This is a genomic window from Amycolatopsis sp. NBC_00345 (genome assembly GCF_036116635.1).
Taxonomy (GTDB): Bacteria; Actinomycetota; Actinomycetes; order Mycobacteriales; family Pseudonocardiaceae; genus Amycolatopsis.
Map to the genome: position 1 here is coordinate 6,359,623 of NZ_CP107995.1, position 19,131 is coordinate 6,378,753.

The window sequence follows — 19,131 nt, forward strand, 5'->3', positions numbered from 1 at the left end:
TCCGCCTGCTCCACCTGCCGCGGTGCCCCGCCTCCGGCTCGGCCCGCAGCGCCCCAATGTGGCGTTGGTTGCGTTGAGCGCACCGAACGCCACATTGGGGCGCAACCCGCCAGGGGACGCCCACCCGCTCGAACCGTTGCGCCCCGGGCACCTTGCCGCGGGCGACGTTCGCGCGGTGCCAGCATCGACGGGCGGCGTCGAGGTCCGCAGGCGAAGCAAAGCGGACTTCGGGCATACCGATGATCTTGGCCTATGGTGGAGACCAGCGACGCGGAGGTGAGCCCGGTGGAGAACCACCCTCTCCGGGGTAACCCCGGGGGGCACCAGGACACGTTGGCACAGCGCCCCACGCGAACGCGGCACGCTCCGCGTACAGGACCGCGCGGATGAGCGGAGAAACAGTCACCTCCGCGTCGCTGCTCGAACCGTGGCCGGTCTGGCGCTGGCCGGTCGCCCGGTGGGCGTCGTTCGACGAGTGCGCCGCCGCGCTGGACCTGACGCCCGGTGAGCTGGGCTGGTTCGGCGACGCGCGGGGCTGGAACCGGCGCGCGAACCCGGTCCTGCGGCACTATTCGTACCGCTGGATTCCCACCGCGTCCGGCGGGATCCGGCTGATCGAGCGGCCGAAGCCGCGGCTGGCCGAGCTGCAGCGCCGCGTCCGGCGGCACGTGCTCGACGCGCTGCCGGTGCACGAGGCGGCGCACGGGTTCCGGCCCGGCCGCTCGGTCGTCACCTGCGCGCAGCCGCACGCCGGGCAACAGCTCGTGGTGCGGATGGACCTCGAGGGCTTCTTCCCGACGGTGTCCGCGCGGCGGATCCGCTCCCTGCTGGAGCTGGCGGGTTACCCCGGCGCCGTGTCGGCCGCGCTGGCCGGGATCCTGACCACCGCGACCCCCGCCGACGTCCTGCGCGAGGCCCCCGCCGGACGACGGGGGCCGGTTCGCACCCGGCTGATGAACAGCCTCGCCGCCACCCACCTTCCCCAGGGTGCGCCGTCTTCGCCGAGCGTCGCGAACGCCGTGACGCACCACCTCGACCGCAGGCTCGCCGGGCTGGCCCGCACCCTCGACGCGCGCTACACCCGCTACGCCGACGACCTCGCCTTCTCCGGCGACGCCGGCCTCCCGCTGCACCGGCTGCTGCCCGGCGTCCGCCTGATCGTCACGGCCGAGGGATTCCGCGTGCATGAGGACAAAACGTCGGTGGCCGCGGCGCATCAGCAACAGCGGGTCGCGGGCCTCGTTGTCAACAGCACGCCGGCCGCCGCGCGCGCGAGCTACGACGAGCTGCGCGCCGTGCTGCACAACTGCACCCGCACCGGCCCGGCCGCGCAGAACCGCGCCGGGCACCCGGACTTCCGCGCCCATCTGCTCGGCCGCATCAGCTGGATCGCGGCGACGAGCCAAGCGCGCGGAGAGAAGCTGAAGGCGCTGTTCGACCGGATCGACTGGCGCGTGGAACCGGACCCGGCAGGAGACTGAAGCAATGGAGAGCGACAACACCGAGAGCGTCTTCGACGTCTTCGCCGAGCTGGCGCGGCTGCCGGAGACCGCCGAAACGATGCTGGTGGACAAGTACTTCGTCGACAAGCCGTCGGCGAGCGCGCGGATCTTCCGGATCTACCGGGAACTGCCGCTGCACTACCACACCGAGTGCGACGAGCACCTGTACGTGGTGAGCGGCCGCGGCACGTTCCACCTCGACGGCGAGGAGTACGAAGCGCGGCCGGGCTTGTTCCTCAGCTTCGCGAAGACAAAGGTGCACGGGTTCCCGAGCATCACCGAGCACCCGCTGGTCGTGCTGTCCGTGGACGTGCCACGCCGACGGCCCGACGACATCGTCTTCGTGGACCCCAGGCAGGGCGACGCCGCTTCGTTCATGGCTCGCAACCAACCGCGCTGAGACACCTACCGAACGGCCACAATGGACTGACCTCAGGTGAGCAGGGGGCAGAAGTCGCGCTCCACGGCGGCCCAGCCACCGGTGGCGGCGACGTCGCGGGACTCGATCTTGCCCGCGCGCAGGACGAGGTCGAAGCGCTTCTCGCGCCAGGCGTAGGAGAGCAGCTCGTCGTACTGGGCCTTCGGCAGCCAGCCCTTCGCCCGGGCGGCCTCCAGCCGCACCAGGTGCCGGACCAGCTTGACGCTGTCGCGGTCCTGCTCGCGAAGCCGGGTCAGGAAGCGCTGCACATCCTCGGCCCTTCCGTCCCGGAATGCCCGGTACGCCAGGAAAAGCGCCGTCGCGGCCAGTATGTCGGACCGGCGCACCCCGCCCTCCGCGGCGAGGTGCTCGGCGAGCCGGAAGCTGCGGTCACTGGCCCCCTCGACCACCGCTTCGGCCAGCGCACGCTGCTGACGAGTGAGATAGTCTTCGCCCCGGGACGCCACGTCGTCGAGTTCCTTCACTGCACCCTCCCCCTACGGCCGGGACTTTACCCGGTCGCTCCTCCTGAGTAGGACCCTCCGGCGGCGCGGCAGATACATCGAATGCCCCAACGCGTTCACCTAGGTGAAGGCTAGCGGTCACGATGTGTGCTCCGGGGGCGGGCCGAACGGCCCCACCCCGGCGGTTTCCCGGAATGAGTTCGGGCAAGACCATCGGCACCGGGGGCACCATGTCGGACGAACCGCTCACCAGGGACCATCTGGTCACGCTCTTGGTCAGCTCGTCGATCGGCGTCCTGTTCGGTGCGGCGTGGTGGTTCGCGGGCGCGACGACGATCCCCGACGCCACGGGAGTCCTGCGTGGACTGGACGCGGCGATCGTGCTCGCTTTCGCCGTCTGGGCGTTCCTGATCGGACGGCGCGGGGCCGCGCTGCCGTCCGGGACGCGGGGCCGGGGCCCGTTCGGCCGGCGTTACGGCGTGGTCGTGGTGCTCATGGTGGCCGCCATCATCGGAGGCTCCCGGGTGCTCGGCTCCGTCCTGCACCGGCCCGCCACGGTGCCGGCGTGGGTGCTGCTGTGCGTCGGGCTGCATTTCGTGGCGTTCTACCGGATCTTCGGCTCACGCCGGTTCCTCGCGCTCGCCGCGGTCCTGTGCCTGCTGGCCGCGCTCGCCATCGTCCTGGGCGGCACCGGGCAGACATGGGCCTGGCTCGGGCTGCCCGGCTTCGGCGGCGCGCTCGCCCTGTGGGCCGCGGCGGCCGCGGGCTTCGTCGACGCGCCCTGGCCGGGCGCCGGGCGCTGATACCCTGGGCTCCATGGTCGTACCCACCCACGCGCACGCAGTCCGCTAGTCAGCTGCGCCTTCTCGGCGCGCGACTTCGTGGACTGTTCGGCAACGCGTGGATGTGGAGACTTTTGCTGGAATCACCCATGCCCGGTTTTCCGGGCTGTTCGTGGTACTCGGAAACCGGCGCCCCGCCGCCCCGGCGGGTGGTCACGGCCGATGACACCCTCTCGGCCGCGAGCGCCTACCGCCTGGCGACGGCCGGGACCGGCGTCCTCTGGACCGGCGGTTTCCCGAACGCCCGCCAGCTGCTGTCGGCGCTGGACCGGCGGCTTCCCGGGCCGTCGGCGGGCTCGGACCCGGCCCAGGCGTTCCGGCGGCACCGGGAGGCCAGGGCCCGGCGGGCCCGGGTGCTCGGGAAACTGCTGCTGCGCCTGGAACCGGGCGCCCGGCTGAAGGCGGCACGGGCCCCGGACGTCCAGGTGGCGTGCGCCGAGGCGGGATGTTCGACGGAGCGGGCATTCCTCTGCTCGCTGCGCGACCTGCTCGGCATGATCGGGGCGCACGAGTGGCGGCGCCGGGGTGTGCTCGTGCCCGCGCTGGGCGCCCGGATCCATCCGCACCACGGTGTGTTCTCGCCCGTACGCGGTGAGTACGTCGGCCTGGTGGCGCGGGCGCCGTTGCCCGCGGGGGCGCGGACCGCGCTGGACATCGGCACCGGGACCGGGGTGCTCGCGGCGGTGCTGGCTCGGCGTGGCGTGGCATCGGTGCTCGCGTCGGACCGGTCGGCCCGCGCGGTCGCGTGCGCCGAGGACAACATCGCGCGGCTGGGGCTGGCCAGACAGGTCACGGTGACCGAGGCCGACGTCTTCCCGGCGCGGGCCCGGGCGCCGCTGGTGGTGTGCAACCCGCCGTGGCTGCCGGGGCGGGCGGCGTCGGCCCTCGACGCGGCGGTGTACGACCCGGGCAGCCGGATGCTGCGGGCGTTCCTCGACCGGCTGCCGCGCCACCTCGAGCCGGGCGGTGAGGCCTGGCTGATCCTGTCCGGCTTCGCCGAGCAGGCCGGGCTGCGCACGCGGGAAGAGCTGCTGGGCCTGTTCGACCGGGCGGGCCTGGAGGTCGCCGGGCGGCTCGACGCCACGCCACGGCACCGGCGGGCGCTCGACCCCACCGACCCGCTGCACGCCCTGCGGGCCGCCGAGGTCACGTCGTTGTGGCGGCTGCGCGTCCGCTGAAGCCAGCACAATGGCGGAATGAGCACAACGAGGGTCTTCCGCGGCGGCCGCGTCTTCACCGCGGACGCCGCGGGGACAGTCGCGTCGGCGGTCGCGGTGTCCGGCGGGCGGATCGTCGCGGTGGGCGGCGACCGCACGGTGGCGCCGTACTTGCGTGAGGCCGAGGAGGTCGTGGAGCTGGACGGGCGGCTTCTGCTGCCCGGCTTCGGCGACGCGCACGTGCACCCCGTGATGGGCGGCCTCGAACGCGTCCGCTGCGACCTCTCCGGCGCGAACACCGTGGCCGCGTACGTCGAGATCATCGGCGAGTACGCCCGCAGCCACCCCGGGCGTGAGTGGGTCCTCGGCGGCGGCTGGGCGATGGAGGCGTTCCCCGGCGGACGGCCGCACCGCGAGGTGCTGGACGCCGTCGCCGGGGAACGCCCCGTGCTGCTCCCCAACCGCGACCACCACTCCAGCTGGGCCAGCTCGGCGGCGCTGGCGCGGGCCGGGATCACCCGCGACACCCCGGATCCCCCGGACGGCCGCATCGAGCGTGACGCCGGCGGCGAGCCCACCGGCCTGCTGCACGAGGGAGCCGCCGACCTCGTCCGCGCAGTCGCACCCGCGGACACCCAGGAGGATCTCGACGAAGCACTGGCCGAAGCCCAGCGCTACCTCCACGCCCACGGCGTCACCAGCTGGCAGGACGCCCTCCTCCCGGTGCACGAGCCGGGCCCGTCCGAGCATGAGTCGTACCGCCGCGCCGACCTCGGCGGCCGGCTCACGGCGAAGGTCACCGGCGCGTTGTGGTGGGACCGCTCGTGCCCGCGTTCGCAGGTGCCGGAACAGGTCGCGCGGCTGGCCGCGATCCGCGCCGCCACCGCCGCGGACGGCCGGAACTACCGCACCGGCACGGTCAAGGTGATGCAGGACGGCGTCGTCGAAACGTTCACCGCCGCGATGCTCGAGCCGTACCTGGACTCGTGTGGCCAGACGACCGGCAATCACGGAATCGGCTTCCTCGAACCCGAGCTGATCCGCGAAGTCACCATCGCGCTCGACGCGGCCGGCTTCCAGGTGCACTACCACGCGATCGGCGACCGCGCGGTACGCGAAGTCCTCGACGCGCTCGAAGCCGCGGCCGCCGTCAACGGCACTTCGGCGCAGCGCCACCACCTCGCGCACCTGCAGGTGGTGCATCCCGACGACGTGCCGCGGTTCCACCGGCTGGGCGTCACCGCGAACCTGCAGGCGCTGTGGGCCACCCACGAGCCGCAGATGGACGAGCTCACGCTGCCGTTCCTTGGCGACCCGCGGGCCGGCTGGCAGTACCCGTTCGGCGACCTGTTCCGCACCGGCGCGGCACTCGCGATGGGCAGCGACTGGCCGGTGAGCAGCCCGGACCCGCTGGCCGCCGTCCACGTCGCCGTCACCCGCATCGCGCCGGACGCCCCGGCGGGCACCCCCGCGCTCGGGCCGGAGCAGGCACTTCCGCTCGCGACGGCCTTGCGCGCGTACACCGCGGGCTCCGCCGCCGTGAACCACCTCGACCACGTCACGGGCTCGATCTCCGTCGGCAAGGCGGCCGATCTGGTCGTGCTCGACCGCGACCCGTTCGCCGGCCCGGCCGGTGAGATCGCGGCGGCCCGGGTGGACCGGACCTACGCGGACGGGGTCGAAGTCCACCGGGCCTGAGGCTCGTTCACATAGTCCACAAAGGACTACGTGAACGCCTGGATGAGCAGGCAGGCCGCCGCGGCCACGGCGGCCGCGGCCGGGAAGGTGAGCACCCAGCCCAGCACGATGTCCCGCGCGACGCCCCACCGGACGGCCGAGATCCGCCGGGTGGCGCCGACCCCCATGATCGCCGCGGTGATCACGTGGGTGGTGGAGATGGGGGCCTTCACCGCGAACGCCGTCAGGTACAGCACGGACGAGGCCACGGACTCCGCGACGAAGCCGTGCGGCGGGTCGAGCGGGAAGACGCGGCGGCCGAGCGTCCGCATGATGCGCATGCCGCCCGAGTACGTGCCCAGCGACAACGCGGCGGCGCACAGCAGCGTCACCCACAGCGGCACCGCGAAGGACGACTGGGCGCCCGCCGCGACCAGCGCGAGCACGATGATGCCCATGCCCTTCTGCGCGTCCTGCAGACCGTGGCCCAGCGCGAGGCCCGCCGCGGAGAACACCTGCAGCCGCCGGAAATTGCGGCCGACGCGGTGCGAGTTCGCCCGGCGCAGCAGCCACAGCACCCCGACCATCACCAGGTAGCCCAGCACCAGCCCGAGCAGCGGCGAGACGATCATCGGGATCAGCACCTTCTCGGCGATGCCGGCCCAGTGCACCGTGCCCGCGGCCGCCAGCGCGGCGCCGACCATGCCGCCCACCAGCGAATGCGAGGACGACGAGGGCAGCCCGAAGTACCAGGTCACCAGGTTCCACGTGATGGCGCCGACCAGCGCGGCGAACACGACGGTGAGCGCGGAGCCGTCCGTCGGGACGTCGATGATGCCTTTCGCGACCGTGGCGGCGATGCCGGTGCTCAAGAGCGCGCCGGCCAGGTTCATCACCGCGGCCAGCGCGAGCGCGGGCCGGATGCCGAGCGCGCGGGTCGAGACCGCGCTGGCGATCGCGTTCGCGGCGTCGTGGAAGCCGTTGGTGTAGTCGAAGAAGACGGTGAGGACGATGACGGCGACCAGGGCGGCCGTGCCCGTCATCAGGACTCCTTGACCGCGATGGTCTGGACGACGTCGGCGATGTGCTCGAACGCGTCCGCCGCCTCTTCCAGCTGCTCCACGACCTCCTTCGTCTTCAGCACGGTCAGCGCGTCGGCGCCGGGCTGGAACAGGTGCGCGAGCAGGCGCCGGTAGATGCGGTCGGCCTCGTTCTCCAGGTCGTTGATCTCGACCCAGAACGGCTCCAGCTCACTGACCTTCGCCAGGCCGGGCATCGACCGCGCGGTCAGGTCGGCCGCGCGGCTGAGCACCTTCACCTGGGCGTCGATGCCGGGCGGCAGCTCGTCCACGCGGTAGAGCACGGCCAGGTCCGCGGCCGCGTCGATGGCGTCGAGCACGTCGTCGATGCGCGCGGCGAGCGCCTGGATGTCCTCGCGGTCGAACGGCGTGATGAACGACTTGTTCAGCTGCACCATCACCTGGTGGGTGAGGTCGTCGCCGCGGTTCTCGACCTCGTGGATCCGCTTCGCGATTTCCTCGCGCTCCGCGGGCGGCGCGGCGATGAATTCGCGCAGCAGCGCCGTCGCCGTCACGAGGTTCCCCGCCGCTTCGGTGAGCAGGTCGAAGAACTCCGTCGAGCGGGGAGTCAGCCGCATCCGTCCGTCCTCTCGTTCAGCACGATGACCCGGAGCGCCCGGGTGTACACGGGATGAACATATAGGGCCGAACGGGTGACGGCGGTCTGGGGCAGCGGTGGAACGCGGGGTGTCCGGTTCCCCTCTATGGACCTACCGTGATCACAGCCAGTCGCGGCGCTTGAACGAGGCGTACAGCCCCACCGAAAGCAGCACGATGACCACTGTGGACACCCAGAACCCGGACGTCGCCTGGAAACCCGGGTACGGCACGTTCTGGCCGTAGAACCCGGTCACCGCCGTGGGCACCGCGATGATCGCGGCCCAGCTGGTGACCTTCTTCATGATCAGGTTCAGCCGGTTGCCCTGCAGGTTCAGCTGGGTCTCGCGCACGGTCGCCACCAGGTCGCGCAACGACTCCGTCCACTCCGACGCGCGCAGCACGTGGTCGTAGACGTCCTGGAAGTACGGCATCATCACGTTGTCGACCAGGTGCTGGTCACGGCGCATCAGCGCGTTCACCACCTCGCGCATCGGCAGCACCACCCGGCGCAGCGCGGTGAGGCTCTTGCGCAGCCGGAACGAGCGCCGTTGCAGCTCCCGCTGGTCGGGCCGCTCGTCGAAGACCAGGTCCTCCAGCGCCTCGATCTGCTCGTCGAGCGCCTGCACGCTCTCGAAGTGCCCGTCGACGACGTAGTCGAGCAGCCCGTGCAGCAGGAACGAGATGCCGGACTTCGCCAGGTCCGCCGACGAGTCCCAGCGCGCGGCGACGGCCTCGATGTCGAAGCCGTCGTCCTTGCGCACGGTCACGAGCGCGTGCGGGGTGATGAACGCGGCCAGCTCGGACCGCGTGACCGCCCCGCTCTCGGGGTCGAAGTGCGCCGAGTACGCGGTCAGGAACGCGTGCGTCTCGTACCGGTCGAGCTTCGGCCGCTGATGCTCGTGCACCGCGTCCTCGACGGCCAGCGCGTGCAGGCCCAGCTCGTCACTGATCGCGGCGAGGTCCGCCTCGGTCGGCTCGCAGAAGTCGAGCCACACCGTGGCCGACGGGTCCTGGAGGTAGTCCGAGACGCGCTCGACCGGGAAGTCCCGCTCGGCCAGCACGCCGTCGCGGTAGACCCGCGTGTACGCCATGCCCGTTCCGCCTTCCACCGGGGGAAATTCAGTTCCGCCGAACGTACCCGGCACCGCCGTCCCGCGCGCCGCCGCGGTTTGCCCCGGGTCCGGACGCTCATCGGCAAAACGGTCTCCGCCGATCGAGTGGTGTGACTGGCGTCACCCCATCGAGCGACGTCACCATGTGCGGCGATGAGAACCGCCGAGAAGCCCATCTGGACCGCGCTGGCCGGGCTCATCGCCGCGGCCCTGGCCTTCGTCACTGCGCTCAACGCGCCCAACCTGCCCATCATCGGCGACGGCACCACCTACGCGGCGGAGTTCACCGAGGCCGCGGGCCTGCAGACCGGGAACGACGTGCGCGTCGCCGGGGTGAAGGTCGGCCAGGTGTCGGCGATCGGGCTGCGCGGCGACCGCGTGCGGGTTTCGTTCAAGGTCAAGGGCGCCTGGCTCGGCGACACCACCACCGCCGCGATCAAGCTGAAGACCGTGCTCGGCCAGAAGTACGTCGCGCTGGATCCCGAGGGCGGCGGCACGCTCGACCCTGACCAGCCGATCCCGCGCTCGCGCACCACCGTGCCCTACGACCTGCTCACGGCGTTCCAGCAGCTGTCCGCCACCGTCGACGCGATCGACACCGGCCGGCTCGCGCGCAGTTTCGACGCCATCACCGCGACGTTCGCGAACACCCCCACGGACGTGCGGACCGCGCTCGGCGGGCTCTCCCGGCTGTCGGACACCATCGCCTCGCGCGACCGCGGGCTGACGCAGCTGCTCGCGAACACCCGGCAGGTCTCGTCGACGCTGGCCGACCGCGACGTCGAGGTCCAGCGCCTTTTCACCGACGGCAACCGCCTGCTCGACGAGGTCAGCCGCCGCGAGTCCGCCATCTCCGCCCTGCTCGACGGCTCACGCGAACTCGCGGCCCAGCTCTCCGGCCTGATCGAGGACAACAACCGCACGCTGGACCCCGTGCTCACCCAGCTCGACCAGCTGACGTCGATGCTGCAGCGCAACCAGGACGCGCTCGCCAAGGGCATCAAGGCGTTCGCGCCGTTGCTCCGCTTCGCCACCAACCTGAGCGGCAACGGCCGCTGGATCGACGGTTATCTGTGCGGCCTGCTCCCGCCCTCGATCGGGCCGGTCAACGAGCGGGGGTGCTTCGGCTGACGTCGGCGGCGGTGGGCTGGTCGAGGCCGGGCACGCCGGTGATGCGCACGGTGACCTGGTTGTCGTTGTACGTGTAGGCCTCGTAGGTGAACTCGACGCCGGTCTTCTCGATGTGCTCCATCCAGGCGCGGTACTCGTGCCGCTTCCAGCCCGGGAAGTTGAAGAACTCGTCGAAGTGCACGATGCTGCCCGGCCGCAGGCGCGGCCCGACGAGGTCCAGCACGGTCTTGGCCGAGCTGTACAGGTCGCCGTCCACGTGCAGGAAATCGACGTGGCCCTGGTGCTTTTCGAGGAAGCCCGGGAGGCTGTCGGCGAAGAGGCCCACGACGAGTTCGGCCCCGGGGACGTCCGGCAGGTCGTCCCGCGCGAAGGCGCCGGCGGGCATGCCGTTCAGCCACGCTTCGGGCAGGCCCTCGAACGAATCGAAGCCGTAGACCTCGACGCCGCCGCGCGCGCCCGAGATGGTGCGCAAGGTGTTCCCCGACGCGACGCCGAACTCCAGCGCCATGCCGCCGGCCGGCGCGAGCGACAGCGCGAACTTCAGCGTCTCCGGCGGGCTGCCGAAATGCTTGGCGCCGATCAGGCTTTCGCGGGCGAAGATGTTGCTCTCCAGCGCCGCGTCCTGGTCGCCGGCGTAGACGATGTCGCGGCGGCTGCGGATCTCGAACTCGACCACCCGGTCGAGGAGCCGGTCACCCTGCTGGACGATCTCGGCGCGCAGCTCTTCCCGCATCCGGCCCAGCTGGTCCTGCATCCCGTTCAGCTGATCGGAGTACGGGTCATGCAGCCGGGCGGCGGCCCGGCGCAGCACCGTGCCGGCCTTGCGCCGCAGGGCCCCGCCCAAAGTCCTTGGTGTCAAACGATCTTCGTGCTGATGGTCCATCCACGGACGGTACACAACGGGCATCCGACCATCCCCGTGGGGCGGTCTACCCGCGGGTAGCGACGACCGTCCCCTGCGCTACCGCACAGAGTGCCGACGCGCCGTCTTCGTCCACTGTGTACAGATCGCACCGGGACGTCGCGCGCGAGCGGCCGGATTGGACGACCACGGCTTCGGCGCGCAGCTTCGGGCCGCCGGCGGGCCTCAGGTAGTCGATCGTGAAGCCCGCGGTCAGCACTGCCGGGCCGAGAACGGCGCCGGCGGCGAACGTGAGCGTGTTGTCCGCGGCGTAGGCGAGCACGCCGCCGTGGACGTAGCCGTTCTGCTGGCGCAGCTCGTCGCGGATGTCGAGCTCGATCGTCGCGCGGCTGTCGCCGAACTCCGTCAGCCGGGCGCCGAGCAGGACTGAGAACGGCTGGGCGGCGAGCCCTTCGCGGGCGGCGGCGAGATCCATCAAAGCAGTGAGATCCATCAAAACTCCTCACTTCAGTAGTGAAGTGACAATGGCGCCCGGCGGGCCGCACTGTCAAGATCAGGGCCATGGCCGACGACCAGCGCCTGTTCTTCCTGTTGCAGCAGGCCGCCCACCAGCTCCGGGTGACCGGGGACCGGCGCTGCCTCGCGGCCGCCGGAGTCACGACGGCCCAGCTCGGGGCTCTGTTCACCGTTCAGGACCGGCCCGGGCTCACCCAGCGCGAGCTGGCGGCGGAGCTGGGCCAACGCGAATCGGCCGTGACGGCGATGATCGGCCGGCTCGTGGACGGCGGGCTGATCGCGAAGCGGCCGCACCCCCGGCAGCACCGCGCGGTGGTGCTGGAGCTGACCGACGCCGGCGCCCGCGCGCTCGTCCGGGCGCGGCCGGAGATCGACCGGGTCAACGCCGAACTGCGGGCGCTGGTCGGCGACTCCGACTACGCCCGCACGGCGGCCGCGTTGCGGAGGCTCGCGGACTGGCCGTCGTAGCGTCGCGGAAGCTGGCCGACTGGCGGCCGAGTTTCGAAGACTGGCGCACTGGGCGCCGTAGCGTCGCGGAAACCGGCGGCCGCGTTGCGGAGCTGGCGGGCTGGTCGCCCGTAGCGTTGGGGAGGCTGGCGGCCACGCTGCGGGAGCTGGCGCACTGACCGCCGTAGCAGGGTGTGGCCCAGGCGTCACCCCCTGCACCCCTGCTCGTTTTTCCCCGGAAACTTCCAGCCCCGACCATGGCACCGTGGTGACCATGACGGCACGCGCCTGGTGGGCCTGGCAAACGCTGCGATCCGCCGCGATCGCCTATCGAGGCACGCGGCGGCGATCCCGCTCGTGAGTGTTTATGACGGTTAGAACCGTCATAAACACTCACGAGTCAGCTGTGGGAGACGAGCAGGCGGAACCCGGCGTCCCACTCGGGCAGGGTGAGCAGCTCGGCGTGCTCGCGCTCCCACCGCCCGCTCTTCAGGTCGGCGCGGAGCCGGGCCATCCCGCGCTCCACGGCGGCAGACGGCGCCTGCGCGAGCGCGGAGCACGAGCGGCGGACGCGCTCGTCCAGGTAGGCCCGCGGCCGGCGCCAGTGCGCGGGGAACACCCCGTCGGCGAAGTCCCACGGCACGGGCAGCGGCACGACCTCGTCGGCACGGAGTTCCTCGGCGATCTGCTCCGCGGACGGCCGGGCCAGCTCGAGCCGCGCGATCTCCGGGACGTACTCGCGGACCAGCCAGAAATCGGCGTGCAGCCGGGTGTCGTAAGCGAGCACCACGCGTAACGGGGCGACGCGGCGTAGTTCAGCCAGCCCGCGACGCCAGTCGGGCCAGTGGTGGACGGTGAGGAGCGCGAGCACGGCATCGACGGCGTCGGAACGCACCGGCAACGCTTCGGCGACCGCGCGCACCACCGGCGCCGCTCCGGGCGGCCGCTGCCGGACCATCTCCGCGGACGGCTCGACCGCGAACACGGTGCGGTCACGCGGTTCGTACGAGCCGGTGCCGGCGCCGACGTCCAGGACCGTGCGGGCGTCCCCGAGTGCGGCGACGATCGGCGCCAGCCAGCGCGGATCCGTGCGGCGGCCGTGGGCGTAGCCGACACCGATCCGGTCGTAAAGCACGGCGCGTTACCGGTCCGGGGACTCCGTGCCGCCCTGCTGCTCGGCGAGGAAGCGCTCGAACTGCGAGCCCAGCTCCTCCGCCGTGGGCATGTGCTCCTTGGACTCCGCCAGCAGGCTGTCGTGCGCGGAGGCCTCGACGAACGTGTCGTACTGGCGCTCCAGCGCGCGCACCACGTCGGCGACCTCGTCGGACTCCGAGACCTGGCGGTCGATCTCCGCGGTGGCCACCTCGGCGGCCGTGCGCAGCTCGCCGTCGGGAAGGCTGAGACCGGTCGCGCGGCCGAGGGCTTCGAAGACCTTCAGCGCGGCCGACGGGTAGGCCGACTGGGCCAGGTAGTGCGGCACGTGCGCGGCGAAGCCCATCGCGTCGTGGCCCAGCTCGCCGAGGCGGAACTCGATCAGCGCCGCGACGCTGCCGGGCACCTGCATGCGGTTGGGCATCGGCTGGTGGTCGCCCACCAGCTCACCGCGCGTCGCGTGGGCCGTGACGCCCAGCGGGCGCGTGTGCGGGGTGCCCATCGGGATGCCGTGGTAGCCGACGGTCAGGCGCACGCCCCAGCGTTCCACCAGCTGCTTGACCGCGGTGGCGAAGCGCTCCCAGTCGTGGTCCGGCTCCGGGCCGGACAGCAGCAGGAACGGCGTGCCGTCGGTGTCGTGCATCAGCCGGACCACCAGCTCGGGCGCCTCGTAGTCCTCCCAGTGGTCCACCGCGTAGGTCATCGGCGGGCGCCGGGAGCGGTAGTCGATGAGCCGGTCGACGTCGAAGCGGGCGATCACGCGGCCCTTGACCTCGCTCGTCAGGTGGTCGGTGACCAGCCGGCCGGTGGAACCGGCGTCCATGAAGCCTTCGAAGAAGTGCAGGAGCACGGCTCCGGACAGGTCGGGGACGTCCGAATCCACCTCGTACAGTTCCTCGGGATCGAACCCCACCGGAATCCTCCTGCTGTTCGCTGTCGTGCACGGACGTATCGGATTACAACGCGGCACGACCGCGATTCCATCCCACCCACGTGGTCGAAATAGTAACGCCATGCACTCGCCGGGGACCCGGATCGGGGCATCATGACACTCGTCGTGGCCATATCTTCACGGAGTCAGGCACGCTGAGCAGGTGACTGAAGCGAACACCACCACATTGCGCCTGCAGCTGCGCCCACCTGCGCACCGGGTGAGCCGCAAGGCCCTCGGCTACTGGACGGCGTCCGCGGCGATCGGCTGGATCGTCGTGATCGGGGTACAGGCGGTGGTGGTGGCGACCAGCGACGACCCGCCGTCATGGCTGTCCGTGACGCTGACGATCTCCTGTGTGCTCGGCGTGGCGCACCTGCTCGTAATGCCGCAGTGGCGCTACCGCGTGCACCGCTGGGAGGTCACCGGCGAAGCGGTGTACACGCAGTCCGGCTGGTTGAAGCAGGAATGGCGCATCGCGCCGATCTCGCGGATCCAGACCGTGGACATCGAGCGCGGGCCGATCGAGCAGCTCTTCGGGCTGGCCGAGATCAGGGTGACCACGGCTTCGGCCGCGGGGTCGCTGCACGTCTCCGGGCTCGATCACGGGCGCGCGGTCGAGCTGGCCGACGAGCTGACCCGCACCACCCAGGCTTCCACCGGTGACGCGACATGAGCGAGCTGACCACCGAAAAGAGCAGCCCGCCGGTCCCGGCCGAGGGCACCCCCGACGCCCCGTGGCACCGGCTCGACCGCCGCATGCTGCTCATCCGCCCGGTGCTGGACGGGGTGAAGTCGCTGCCCCTGCTGATCGGCGCACTGCTGCTCGGGCACGGCAACTACTGGCAGTGGATCGGGCTCGCCGTGACCGCCGTGACGGTGCTCGCCGGCATCTCGCACTGCCTCACCTCGCGCTACCGCGTCACCGCGACGCAGGTCGAGTGGCACACCGGCCTGCTGCTGCGCAAACAGCGCTCCGTGCCGCGCGACCGGATCCGCACCGTGGACGTGATGTCGGAGCCGAAGCACCGGCTGTTCTCCCTCTCCGCGGTGCGGATCGGCACCGGACGGCACTCCCACGGCAAGGGGCCGGGCAAGGACGAGCTGGTGCTCGACGCCGTCAGCGGCGCGGAGGCCCAGCGGCTGAGAACCCTTCTGCTGCACCGGAAAACCATCACAACGAACACAGCGGCGGGCACTGAGACGAGCGCTGAGGACAGCGTCGAAACCGGTCCCCAGGAGCGGCTGGTCGCGGCCGTCGACAAACGCTGGCTGCGGTACGCGCCGTTCACGCTGTCCGGCATCGCCGTGGTCGGCGCGATCGTCGGCACGCTGTACCACTTCGTGCACGAGCTGCACCTGGACCCGCTGCGCTACGGGCCGCTGCGCGAGCTGGCCCAGCAGTACACCGCCGCGCCGACGTGGCTGGTCGTGCTGCCCACGGCCGTCGGGCTGCTGGTGCTGGTCGCGGCGCTGTCGGTCGGCGGCTACGTGCTGTCGTTCTGGAACTTCCGGCTCACCCGCGAGGACGGCGGCACGCTGCACATCCGGCGTGGCCTGGTGACCACGCGGTCGGTCTCCATCGAAGAGGAGCGGCTGCGCGGCGTCGAGGTGAAGGAACCGCTGCCGCTGCGGATGGTGGGCGGCGCGAAGTGCGTCGCCGTGGCCGCCGGGCTGCGCGAAGGCAAGGGCGCGGACAAGGGCGGCGGGCTGCTCCTGCCGCCGGCGCCGATCGGGCGGGTGCACGAGGTGGTGGCGGACGTGCTGGGCGAGGACATCGCCGCCGTCCCGCTCGTACGGCATCCGCGCCGGGCGCTGACGCGACGGCTGACCCGCGCCGTGACGGGTGTGCTGCTGTTCGCCGCCGCGCTGTTCCTGTTGGCGTGGATCGATTTCCTGCCCGCGTGGCCGTGGCAGGCGGCGCTGGTGCTGCTGCCGTTCGCGGTGCTCGTGGGCTGGGACCGCTACCGGACGCTGGGCCACGCGCTGGCCGGGGCGTACCTGGTGACGCGCTCGGGCTCGCTGGACCGCACGACGGAAGTCGTCCGCCGCGACGGGCTGACCGGGATCGTCGTGCTTCGCTCGCTGTTCCAGCGACGGGCCGGGCTGATCACGGTGGTGGCACCGATCGCCGCGGGCAAGGGGCACTACCACGTGGTGGACGTCGACGAAACCGTCGGGCTCGCGCTCGCCGACCACACGGTGCCGGGGCTGCTGAGCCCCTTCCTGGTCGCCGAATCCGGGATCTGAAGCCGTTTCCCGGCCCCGGAAAGCAGTTCCCCGGCTTCGCCCCGCGCGGTAGGAATGGCGCATGACCCGTCTCGCCCGTCCCGAAGACCTGCCCGCGCTCCGTGAACTCGAACGGGCCGCGGGCGTGCTGTTCCGGGACGTCGGCATGGCGAAGATCGCCGACGACGAGCCGTGGTCGGTCGAGGAGCTGGCGCCGTTCCAGTCGGACGGGCGGTGCTGGGTCACCGAGGACGCCGGGCGCGTGGTCGCGTACCTGATCGCGGAGGTGGTGGACGACCGCGGGCACATCGAGCAGGTTTCGGTGCTGCCGAGCCACGCCCGCCGCGGGCTGGGGCGCGAGCTGATCGAGACGGCGGACGAGTGGGCCGGGAAGCTCGGGCTGCCGGCGCTGACGCTCACCACGTACGCCGAGGTCCAGTGGAACGCGCCCTACTACGCGCGGCTCGGATTCCGCGTCCTGCCGAGCGCGGAACTGGGCCCCGAGCTGCGGGAAATCCGCGCCACGGAGATCTCGCGCGGCCTCGACGAGTGGCCGCGCGTGGCCATGATCCGCAACCGCTGACCTGCGGATTTACCCGCTCGGGCGACTTTGGTCGCCCGCGCGGGGGACCCGATTTGCGGGCTGATTCGAACACGTGTTCTACTGGTCGAGCCGGCCCCGGAGGGGGAAGCTCCGCGGGTCGGCTCCCACTACGAGGAGGCAGCGTGGCGGTCAAGATCACCCACCTCACCAACGGCCAGCAGGTCCGCTTCGCCAACGCGGACGGCGCCCGCCGATACGCCGAGATCATGGGCGGCGGCATCGACAAATGGGACTTCACGGTGGTCCCGGGTGAGGCTGGGCTGCCGCAGATGTCGGGGGCGGTCGTCAACGTCCCGGTGTGGCGCACGCCTTCCAGGTGAGGCAGCTGATCCACACGCGCGTCAGCGGCGCGCGCCGAATGCCTCCGTGCCAGCCGACGTGTCCAGAAGCGTCCGAACGGCCGCGAGCAACTGGTCGCCGCGCACGCCTAGTACGCACGCCGCCCCCGGAACACGGAGCCCCACATGAGAAGACTCAAGATCATCGAACACATCTCGTTGGACGGCGTGATCCAGAATTCCACCGACGACGACGATTTCCCTTACCCCGACTGGACCGCGCCCTATCGGACGCCCGCGGGCCGGGACGCGGTGTTCGCCGCGCACGGGGAGAGCTTCGATCTGCTGCTCGGCCGTCGCACCTACGATCTCTGGTCGGGCTTCTGGCCGAAGGCGCCGAGCAGCCCGATGGTGGACAGTCTCAACGCGGCCACGAAATTCGTCGTGACCCACCGGCCGGAAAGTCTGGAATGGGGCCCGGTCGAGGGTATTGGACCGGACACCGCCGAGGGCGTTCGCCGCGTCAAATCGGGGGACGGCCCCGACCTTGTCCTCTCGGGCAGTTCCACGCTGACCTCGACGCTGCTCGAACACGGCCTCGCGGACGAAGTCCTGCTGATCGTCTATCCCGTCCTGGTGGGCACGGGGAAGCGCTTCTTCGCGGAAGGAACCCCGGCGCAGGCATTCGAGTTCGCCGGCACGGAAGCGATGCCGTCCGGCATCATCCTCAGCAGCTACCGGGTCGCCGGGCCGTTGAAGACCGGCTAGGTCCCGCGCACCACGGCCGTGGCACCGGCCGCTCCACCCGAGCCAGACCACGGCCCAGGTGGAGCGAACCGCTCAGGACTTGAGCCGGTCCAGCGCCTTCGGCAGCGCGGCGGCCAGCAGGTCCAGTTCCGGCTCCGCGGCGATCAGCGGCGGGGACACCACAACACCCTTGGCCACCGGGCGGACCAGGACACCCTCGTCGCGGATCAGGCGCTGGAGGCGGCCCGGGGCACCCGGGTCGGCGGCGAGAGTCTCCGCGGTCAGCTCCACCGCGGCGAGGAAGCCAAGGCCCGCACGCACTTCTGCGACCAGGGGGTGGACGGCGGCATCCGCGAGGGCGTCGGCGAGCGGCTTCTCCAGTTCACGGCCACGGGGGATCAGGTTGTCGCGCTCGTAGATGTCCAGGGTGGCGTTCGCGGCGGCGCAGGCGACCGGGTGGCCCGAGTACGTCGGGCCGTGGCGCAGGGTCGGGGCGCCGGGCTCACCGGTGAAAAACGGCTCCGCCACGTGGGGCGCGACCAGCAGCGCGGCCAGCGGGACAGTGCCGCCAGTGAGGCCCTTCGCCGTGGTGATCATGTCCGGCCGCACCGCCCAGCGGTCGATGCCGAACCACGTGCCCAGCCGGCCGAACGCGGCGATCACGCAGTCCGCCACGAACAGCACGTCGTGGCGGCGGCAGATCGCCGCGACCTCTTCGATGTAGCCCTCCGGCGGGAGCAGCACGCCGCCCGCGCCGATCACCGGCTCGCAGAAGAACGCGGCCACCCGGTCGGCGCCGAGCCGTTCGATCTCCGCCTCCAGCGCCGCCGCACTGTCGTACGCGATGTGCGAGAAACCCTCCAGCAGCGGCCCGAAACCCACGGCGTTCACAGCGATCCCGCCGACAGCCGTGCCGAAGCCGTGGGTGCCGTGGTAACCCTGCACCCGGCCGATCACGTGGGTCTTCGACGGCCGCCCGGTGTTCGCGAAGTACGCGCGGGCGATCTTCACCGCCGTGTCCACCACGTCGCCGCCGCCGGAGCCGAGGAACACTTTGGACCCCGGCGTCGGCGCCAGCTCGGACAGCCGCGAAGCCAGCTCCAGCGCCGGCTCGTTCGCGTAGTAGCCGAAGAGGTTGTACGAGTCGAGCTTCTCCAGCTGGGCCGTCACGGCGCGGGTGATCTCCGGCCGTCCGTGGCCGAAGTTGGCGTACCAGAGCGAAGCGGTCGCGTCGAAGTACTTCCGGTCCGCGTCGTCCCAGACGTACGAGCCCTCGCCGCGGGTGATGATCATGCGGTCGCCGTCCACGGCGCCCATGTCCGCGAACGGGTGCCACAGCGGGTTCAGCGCCTGGGGATTCAGCGGCTGGTCGGCCATCTCGTT

21 protein-coding genes are annotated in these 19,131 nt (G+C 71.6%); 12 read left to right on the forward strand and 9 right to left on the reverse strand.

What is annotated here, in order from left to right; genetic code table 11:
- Window positions 1-386 precede the first annotated feature (386 nt).
- Together OG943_RS28415 and OG943_RS28420 are read left to right on the forward strand one after the other, a co-directional pair.
- Window positions 387-1,481, forward strand: a complete 1,095-nt coding sequence (locus OG943_RS28415) for a reverse transcriptase family protein (protein WP_328603984.1) — start codon at window positions 387-389, stop codon at window positions 1,479-1,481.
- 4 nt (window positions 1,482-1,485) lie between these two features.
- Complete coding sequence (locus OG943_RS28420) at window positions 1,486-1,902, forward strand: cupin domain-containing protein (protein ID WP_328603985.1); 417 nt, start codon at window positions 1,486-1,488, stop codon at window positions 1,900-1,902.
- Window positions 1,903-1,934: 32 nt separating this feature from the next.
- Here OG943_RS28420 and OG943_RS28425 read toward each other — a convergent pair whose 3' ends face one another.
- Window positions 1,935-2,405, reverse strand: a complete 471-nt coding sequence (locus OG943_RS28425) for a hypothetical protein (protein ID WP_328603986.1) — start codon at window positions 2,403-2,405, stop codon at window positions 1,935-1,937.
- Window positions 2,406-2,578: 173 nt separating this feature from the next.
- Here OG943_RS28425 and OG943_RS28430 point away from each other — a divergent pair, with 173 nt between their 5' ends.
- The 3 genes from OG943_RS28430 (at window position 2,579) to OG943_RS28440 (ending at window position 6,081) form a co-directional block, all read left to right on the forward strand.
- Entirely contained in the window at window positions 2,579-3,187 is a 609-nt protein-coding gene (locus tag OG943_RS28430) for a hypothetical protein (RefSeq protein WP_328603987.1), read from the forward strand.
- Between the two features lie 128 nt (window positions 3,188-3,315).
- Window positions 3,316-4,404 carry a class I SAM-dependent methyltransferase gene (locus OG943_RS28435; protein WP_328603988.1) on the forward strand — a complete coding sequence of 363 codons (1,089 nt, stop codon included), beginning with the start codon at window positions 3,316-3,318 and terminating at the stop codon, window positions 4,402-4,404.
- Between the two features lie 18 nt (window positions 4,405-4,422).
- On the forward strand, window positions 4,423-6,081 hold the full coding sequence (locus OG943_RS28440) for an amidohydrolase (RefSeq protein WP_328603989.1): 1,659 nt from the start codon (window positions 4,423-4,425) through the stop codon (window positions 6,079-6,081).
- 26 nt (window positions 6,082-6,107) lie between these two features.
- On the opposite strand, the gene OG943_RS28445 is transcribed toward OG943_RS28440, so the two are convergent.
- From OG943_RS28445 to OG943_RS28455, 3 genes are all read right to left on the reverse strand, one after another.
- On the reverse strand, window positions 6,108-7,103 hold the full coding sequence (locus OG943_RS28445; protein ID WP_328603990.1) for an inorganic phosphate transporter: 996 nt from the start codon (window positions 7,101-7,103) through the stop codon (window positions 6,108-6,110).
- Window positions 7,103-7,717, reverse strand: a complete 615-nt coding sequence (locus tag OG943_RS28450; RefSeq protein ID WP_328603991.1) for a DUF47 domain-containing protein — start codon at window positions 7,715-7,717, stop codon at window positions 7,103-7,105. Before OG943_RS28450 ends, OG943_RS28445 begins: the two co-directional genes overlap by 1 nt.
- A gap of 141 nt (window positions 7,718-7,858) precedes the next feature.
- Window positions 7,859-8,830 carry a magnesium transporter CorA family protein gene (locus tag OG943_RS28455; RefSeq protein ID WP_328603992.1) on the reverse strand — a complete coding sequence of 324 codons (972 nt, stop codon included), beginning with the start codon at window positions 8,828-8,830 and terminating at the stop codon, window positions 7,859-7,861.
- Between the two features lie 174 nt (window positions 8,831-9,004).
- Here OG943_RS28455 and OG943_RS28460 point away from each other — a divergent pair, with 174 nt between their 5' ends.
- Window positions 9,005-9,982 (forward strand): MCE family protein, encoded by a 978-nt coding sequence (locus OG943_RS28460; RefSeq protein WP_328603993.1) that lies wholly within the window; start codon window positions 9,005-9,007, stop codon window positions 9,980-9,982.
- On the opposite strand, the gene OG943_RS28465 is transcribed toward OG943_RS28460, so the two are convergent.
- Both OG943_RS28465 and OG943_RS28470 read right to left on the reverse strand, forming a co-directional pair.
- Window positions 9,957-10,865 (reverse strand): class I SAM-dependent methyltransferase, encoded by a 909-nt coding sequence (locus tag OG943_RS28465; protein ID WP_328603994.1) that lies wholly within the window; start codon window positions 10,863-10,865, stop codon window positions 9,957-9,959. The genes OG943_RS28460 and OG943_RS28465 overlap by 26 nt on opposite strands.
- A 46-nt stretch (window positions 10,866-10,911) precedes the next feature.
- Entirely contained in the window at window positions 10,912-11,337 is a 426-nt protein-coding gene (locus OG943_RS28470; protein ID WP_328603995.1) for a PaaI family thioesterase, read from the reverse strand.
- Between the two features lie 68 nt (window positions 11,338-11,405).
- On the opposite strand from OG943_RS28470, the gene OG943_RS28475 reads away from it, so the two are divergent.
- The gene (locus OG943_RS28475) at window positions 11,406-11,828 is read left to right on the forward strand and encodes a MarR family winged helix-turn-helix transcriptional regulator (RefSeq protein WP_328603996.1); all 423 of its coding nucleotides are present in this window, start codon (window positions 11,406-11,408) and stop codon (window positions 11,826-11,828) included.
- 379 nt (window positions 11,829-12,207) lie between these two features.
- On the opposite strand, the gene OG943_RS28480 is transcribed toward OG943_RS28475, so the two are convergent.
- Together OG943_RS28480 and OG943_RS28485 are read right to left on the reverse strand one after the other, a co-directional pair.
- Window positions 12,208-12,942: a class I SAM-dependent methyltransferase gene (locus tag OG943_RS28480; protein WP_328603997.1), complete on the reverse strand. Its 735-nt coding sequence runs from the start codon at window positions 12,940-12,942 to the stop codon at window positions 12,208-12,210.
- A gap of 6 nt (window positions 12,943-12,948) precedes the next feature.
- Window positions 12,949-13,872: a proteasome assembly chaperone family protein gene (locus OG943_RS28485; RefSeq protein ID WP_328603998.1), complete on the reverse strand. Its 924-nt coding sequence runs from the start codon at window positions 13,870-13,872 to the stop codon at window positions 12,949-12,951.
- Between the two features lie 181 nt (window positions 13,873-14,053).
- Between OG943_RS28485 and OG943_RS28490 the strand changes: the two genes are divergently transcribed.
- The 5 genes from OG943_RS28490 (at window position 14,054) to OG943_RS28510 (ending at window position 17,769) form a co-directional block, all read left to right on the forward strand.
- A complete protein-coding gene (locus OG943_RS28490) occupies window positions 14,054-14,566 on the forward strand; it encodes a PH domain-containing protein (RefSeq protein ID WP_328603999.1) in 513 nt (170 codons plus the stop codon).
- Complete coding sequence (locus tag OG943_RS28495; RefSeq protein ID WP_328604000.1) at window positions 14,563-16,140, forward strand: PH domain-containing protein; 1,578 nt, start codon at window positions 14,563-14,565, stop codon at window positions 16,138-16,140. Before OG943_RS28490 ends, OG943_RS28495 begins: the two co-directional genes overlap by 4 nt.
- 61 nt (window positions 16,141-16,201) lie before the next feature.
- On the forward strand, window positions 16,202-16,702 hold the full coding sequence (locus OG943_RS28500) for a GNAT family N-acetyltransferase (protein WP_328604001.1): 501 nt from the start codon (window positions 16,202-16,204) through the stop codon (window positions 16,700-16,702).
- 143 nt (window positions 16,703-16,845) lie between these two features.
- Complete coding sequence (locus OG943_RS28505; RefSeq protein ID WP_328604002.1) at window positions 16,846-17,043, forward strand: hypothetical protein; 198 nt, start codon at window positions 16,846-16,848, stop codon at window positions 17,041-17,043.
- A gap of 177 nt (window positions 17,044-17,220) precedes the next feature.
- A complete protein-coding gene (locus OG943_RS28510; protein WP_328604003.1) occupies window positions 17,221-17,769 on the forward strand; it encodes a dihydrofolate reductase family protein in 549 nt (182 codons plus the stop codon).
- A gap of 72 nt (window positions 17,770-17,841) precedes the next feature.
- Here OG943_RS28510 and OG943_RS28515 read toward each other — a convergent pair whose 3' ends face one another.
- The gene (locus OG943_RS28515) at window positions 17,842-19,125 is read right to left on the reverse strand and encodes an aminotransferase family protein (protein ID WP_328604004.1); all 1,284 of its coding nucleotides are present in this window, start codon (window positions 19,123-19,125) and stop codon (window positions 17,842-17,844) included.
- Window positions 19,126-19,131 lie beyond the last annotated feature (6 nt).

Excerpts from the sequence above, each read along its gene's own strand:
- OG943_RS28460 (WP_328603993.1), top strand. The coding sequence starts at position 9,005 with ATGAGAACCGCCGAGAAGCCCATCTGGACCGCGCTGGCCGGGCTCATC.
- OG943_RS28470 (WP_328603995.1), bottom strand. The coding sequence starts at position 11,337 with ATGGATCTCACTGCTTTGATGGATCTCGCCGCCGCCCGCGAAGGGCTC.
- OG943_RS28430 (WP_328603987.1), top strand. The coding sequence starts at position 2,579 with ATGAGTTCGGGCAAGACCATCGGCACCGGGGGCACCATGTCGGACGAA.
- OG943_RS28495 (WP_328604000.1), top strand. The coding sequence starts at position 14,563 with ATGAGCGAGCTGACCACCGAAAAGAGCAGCCCGCCGGTCCCGGCCGAG.
- OG943_RS28415 (WP_328603984.1), top strand. The coding sequence starts at position 387 with ATGAGCGGAGAAACAGTCACCTCCGCGTCGCTGCTCGAACCGTGGCCG.
- OG943_RS28475 (WP_328603996.1), top strand. The coding sequence starts at position 11,406 with ATGGCCGACGACCAGCGCCTGTTCTTCCTGTTGCAGCAGGCCGCCCAC.
- OG943_RS28465 (WP_328603994.1), bottom strand. The coding sequence starts at position 10,865 with ATGGACCATCAGCACGAAGATCGTTTGACACCAAGGACTTTGGGCGGG.
- OG943_RS28440 (WP_328603989.1), top strand. The coding sequence starts at position 4,423 with ATGAGCACAACGAGGGTCTTCCGCGGCGGCCGCGTCTTCACCGCGGAC.
- OG943_RS28420 (WP_328603985.1), top strand. The coding sequence starts at position 1,486 with ATGGAGAGCGACAACACCGAGAGCGTCTTCGACGTCTTCGCCGAGCTG.
- OG943_RS28455 (WP_328603992.1), bottom strand. The coding sequence starts at position 8,830 with ATGGCGTACACGCGGGTCTACCGCGACGGCGTGCTGGCCGAGCGGGAC.
- OG943_RS28500 (WP_328604001.1), top strand. The coding sequence starts at position 16,202 with ATGACCCGTCTCGCCCGTCCCGAAGACCTGCCCGCGCTCCGTGAACTC.
- OG943_RS28445 (WP_328603990.1), bottom strand. The coding sequence starts at position 7,103 with ATGACGGGCACGGCCGCCCTGGTCGCCGTCATCGTCCTCACCGTCTTC.
- OG943_RS28515 (WP_328604004.1), bottom strand. The coding sequence starts at position 19,125 with ATGGCCGACCAGCCGCTGAATCCCCAGGCGCTGAACCCGCTGTGGCAC.
- OG943_RS28435 (WP_328603988.1), top strand. The coding sequence starts at position 3,316 with ATGCCCGGTTTTCCGGGCTGTTCGTGGTACTCGGAAACCGGCGCCCCG.
- OG943_RS28450 (WP_328603991.1), bottom strand. The coding sequence starts at position 7,717 with ATGCGGCTGACTCCCCGCTCGACGGAGTTCTTCGACCTGCTCACCGAA.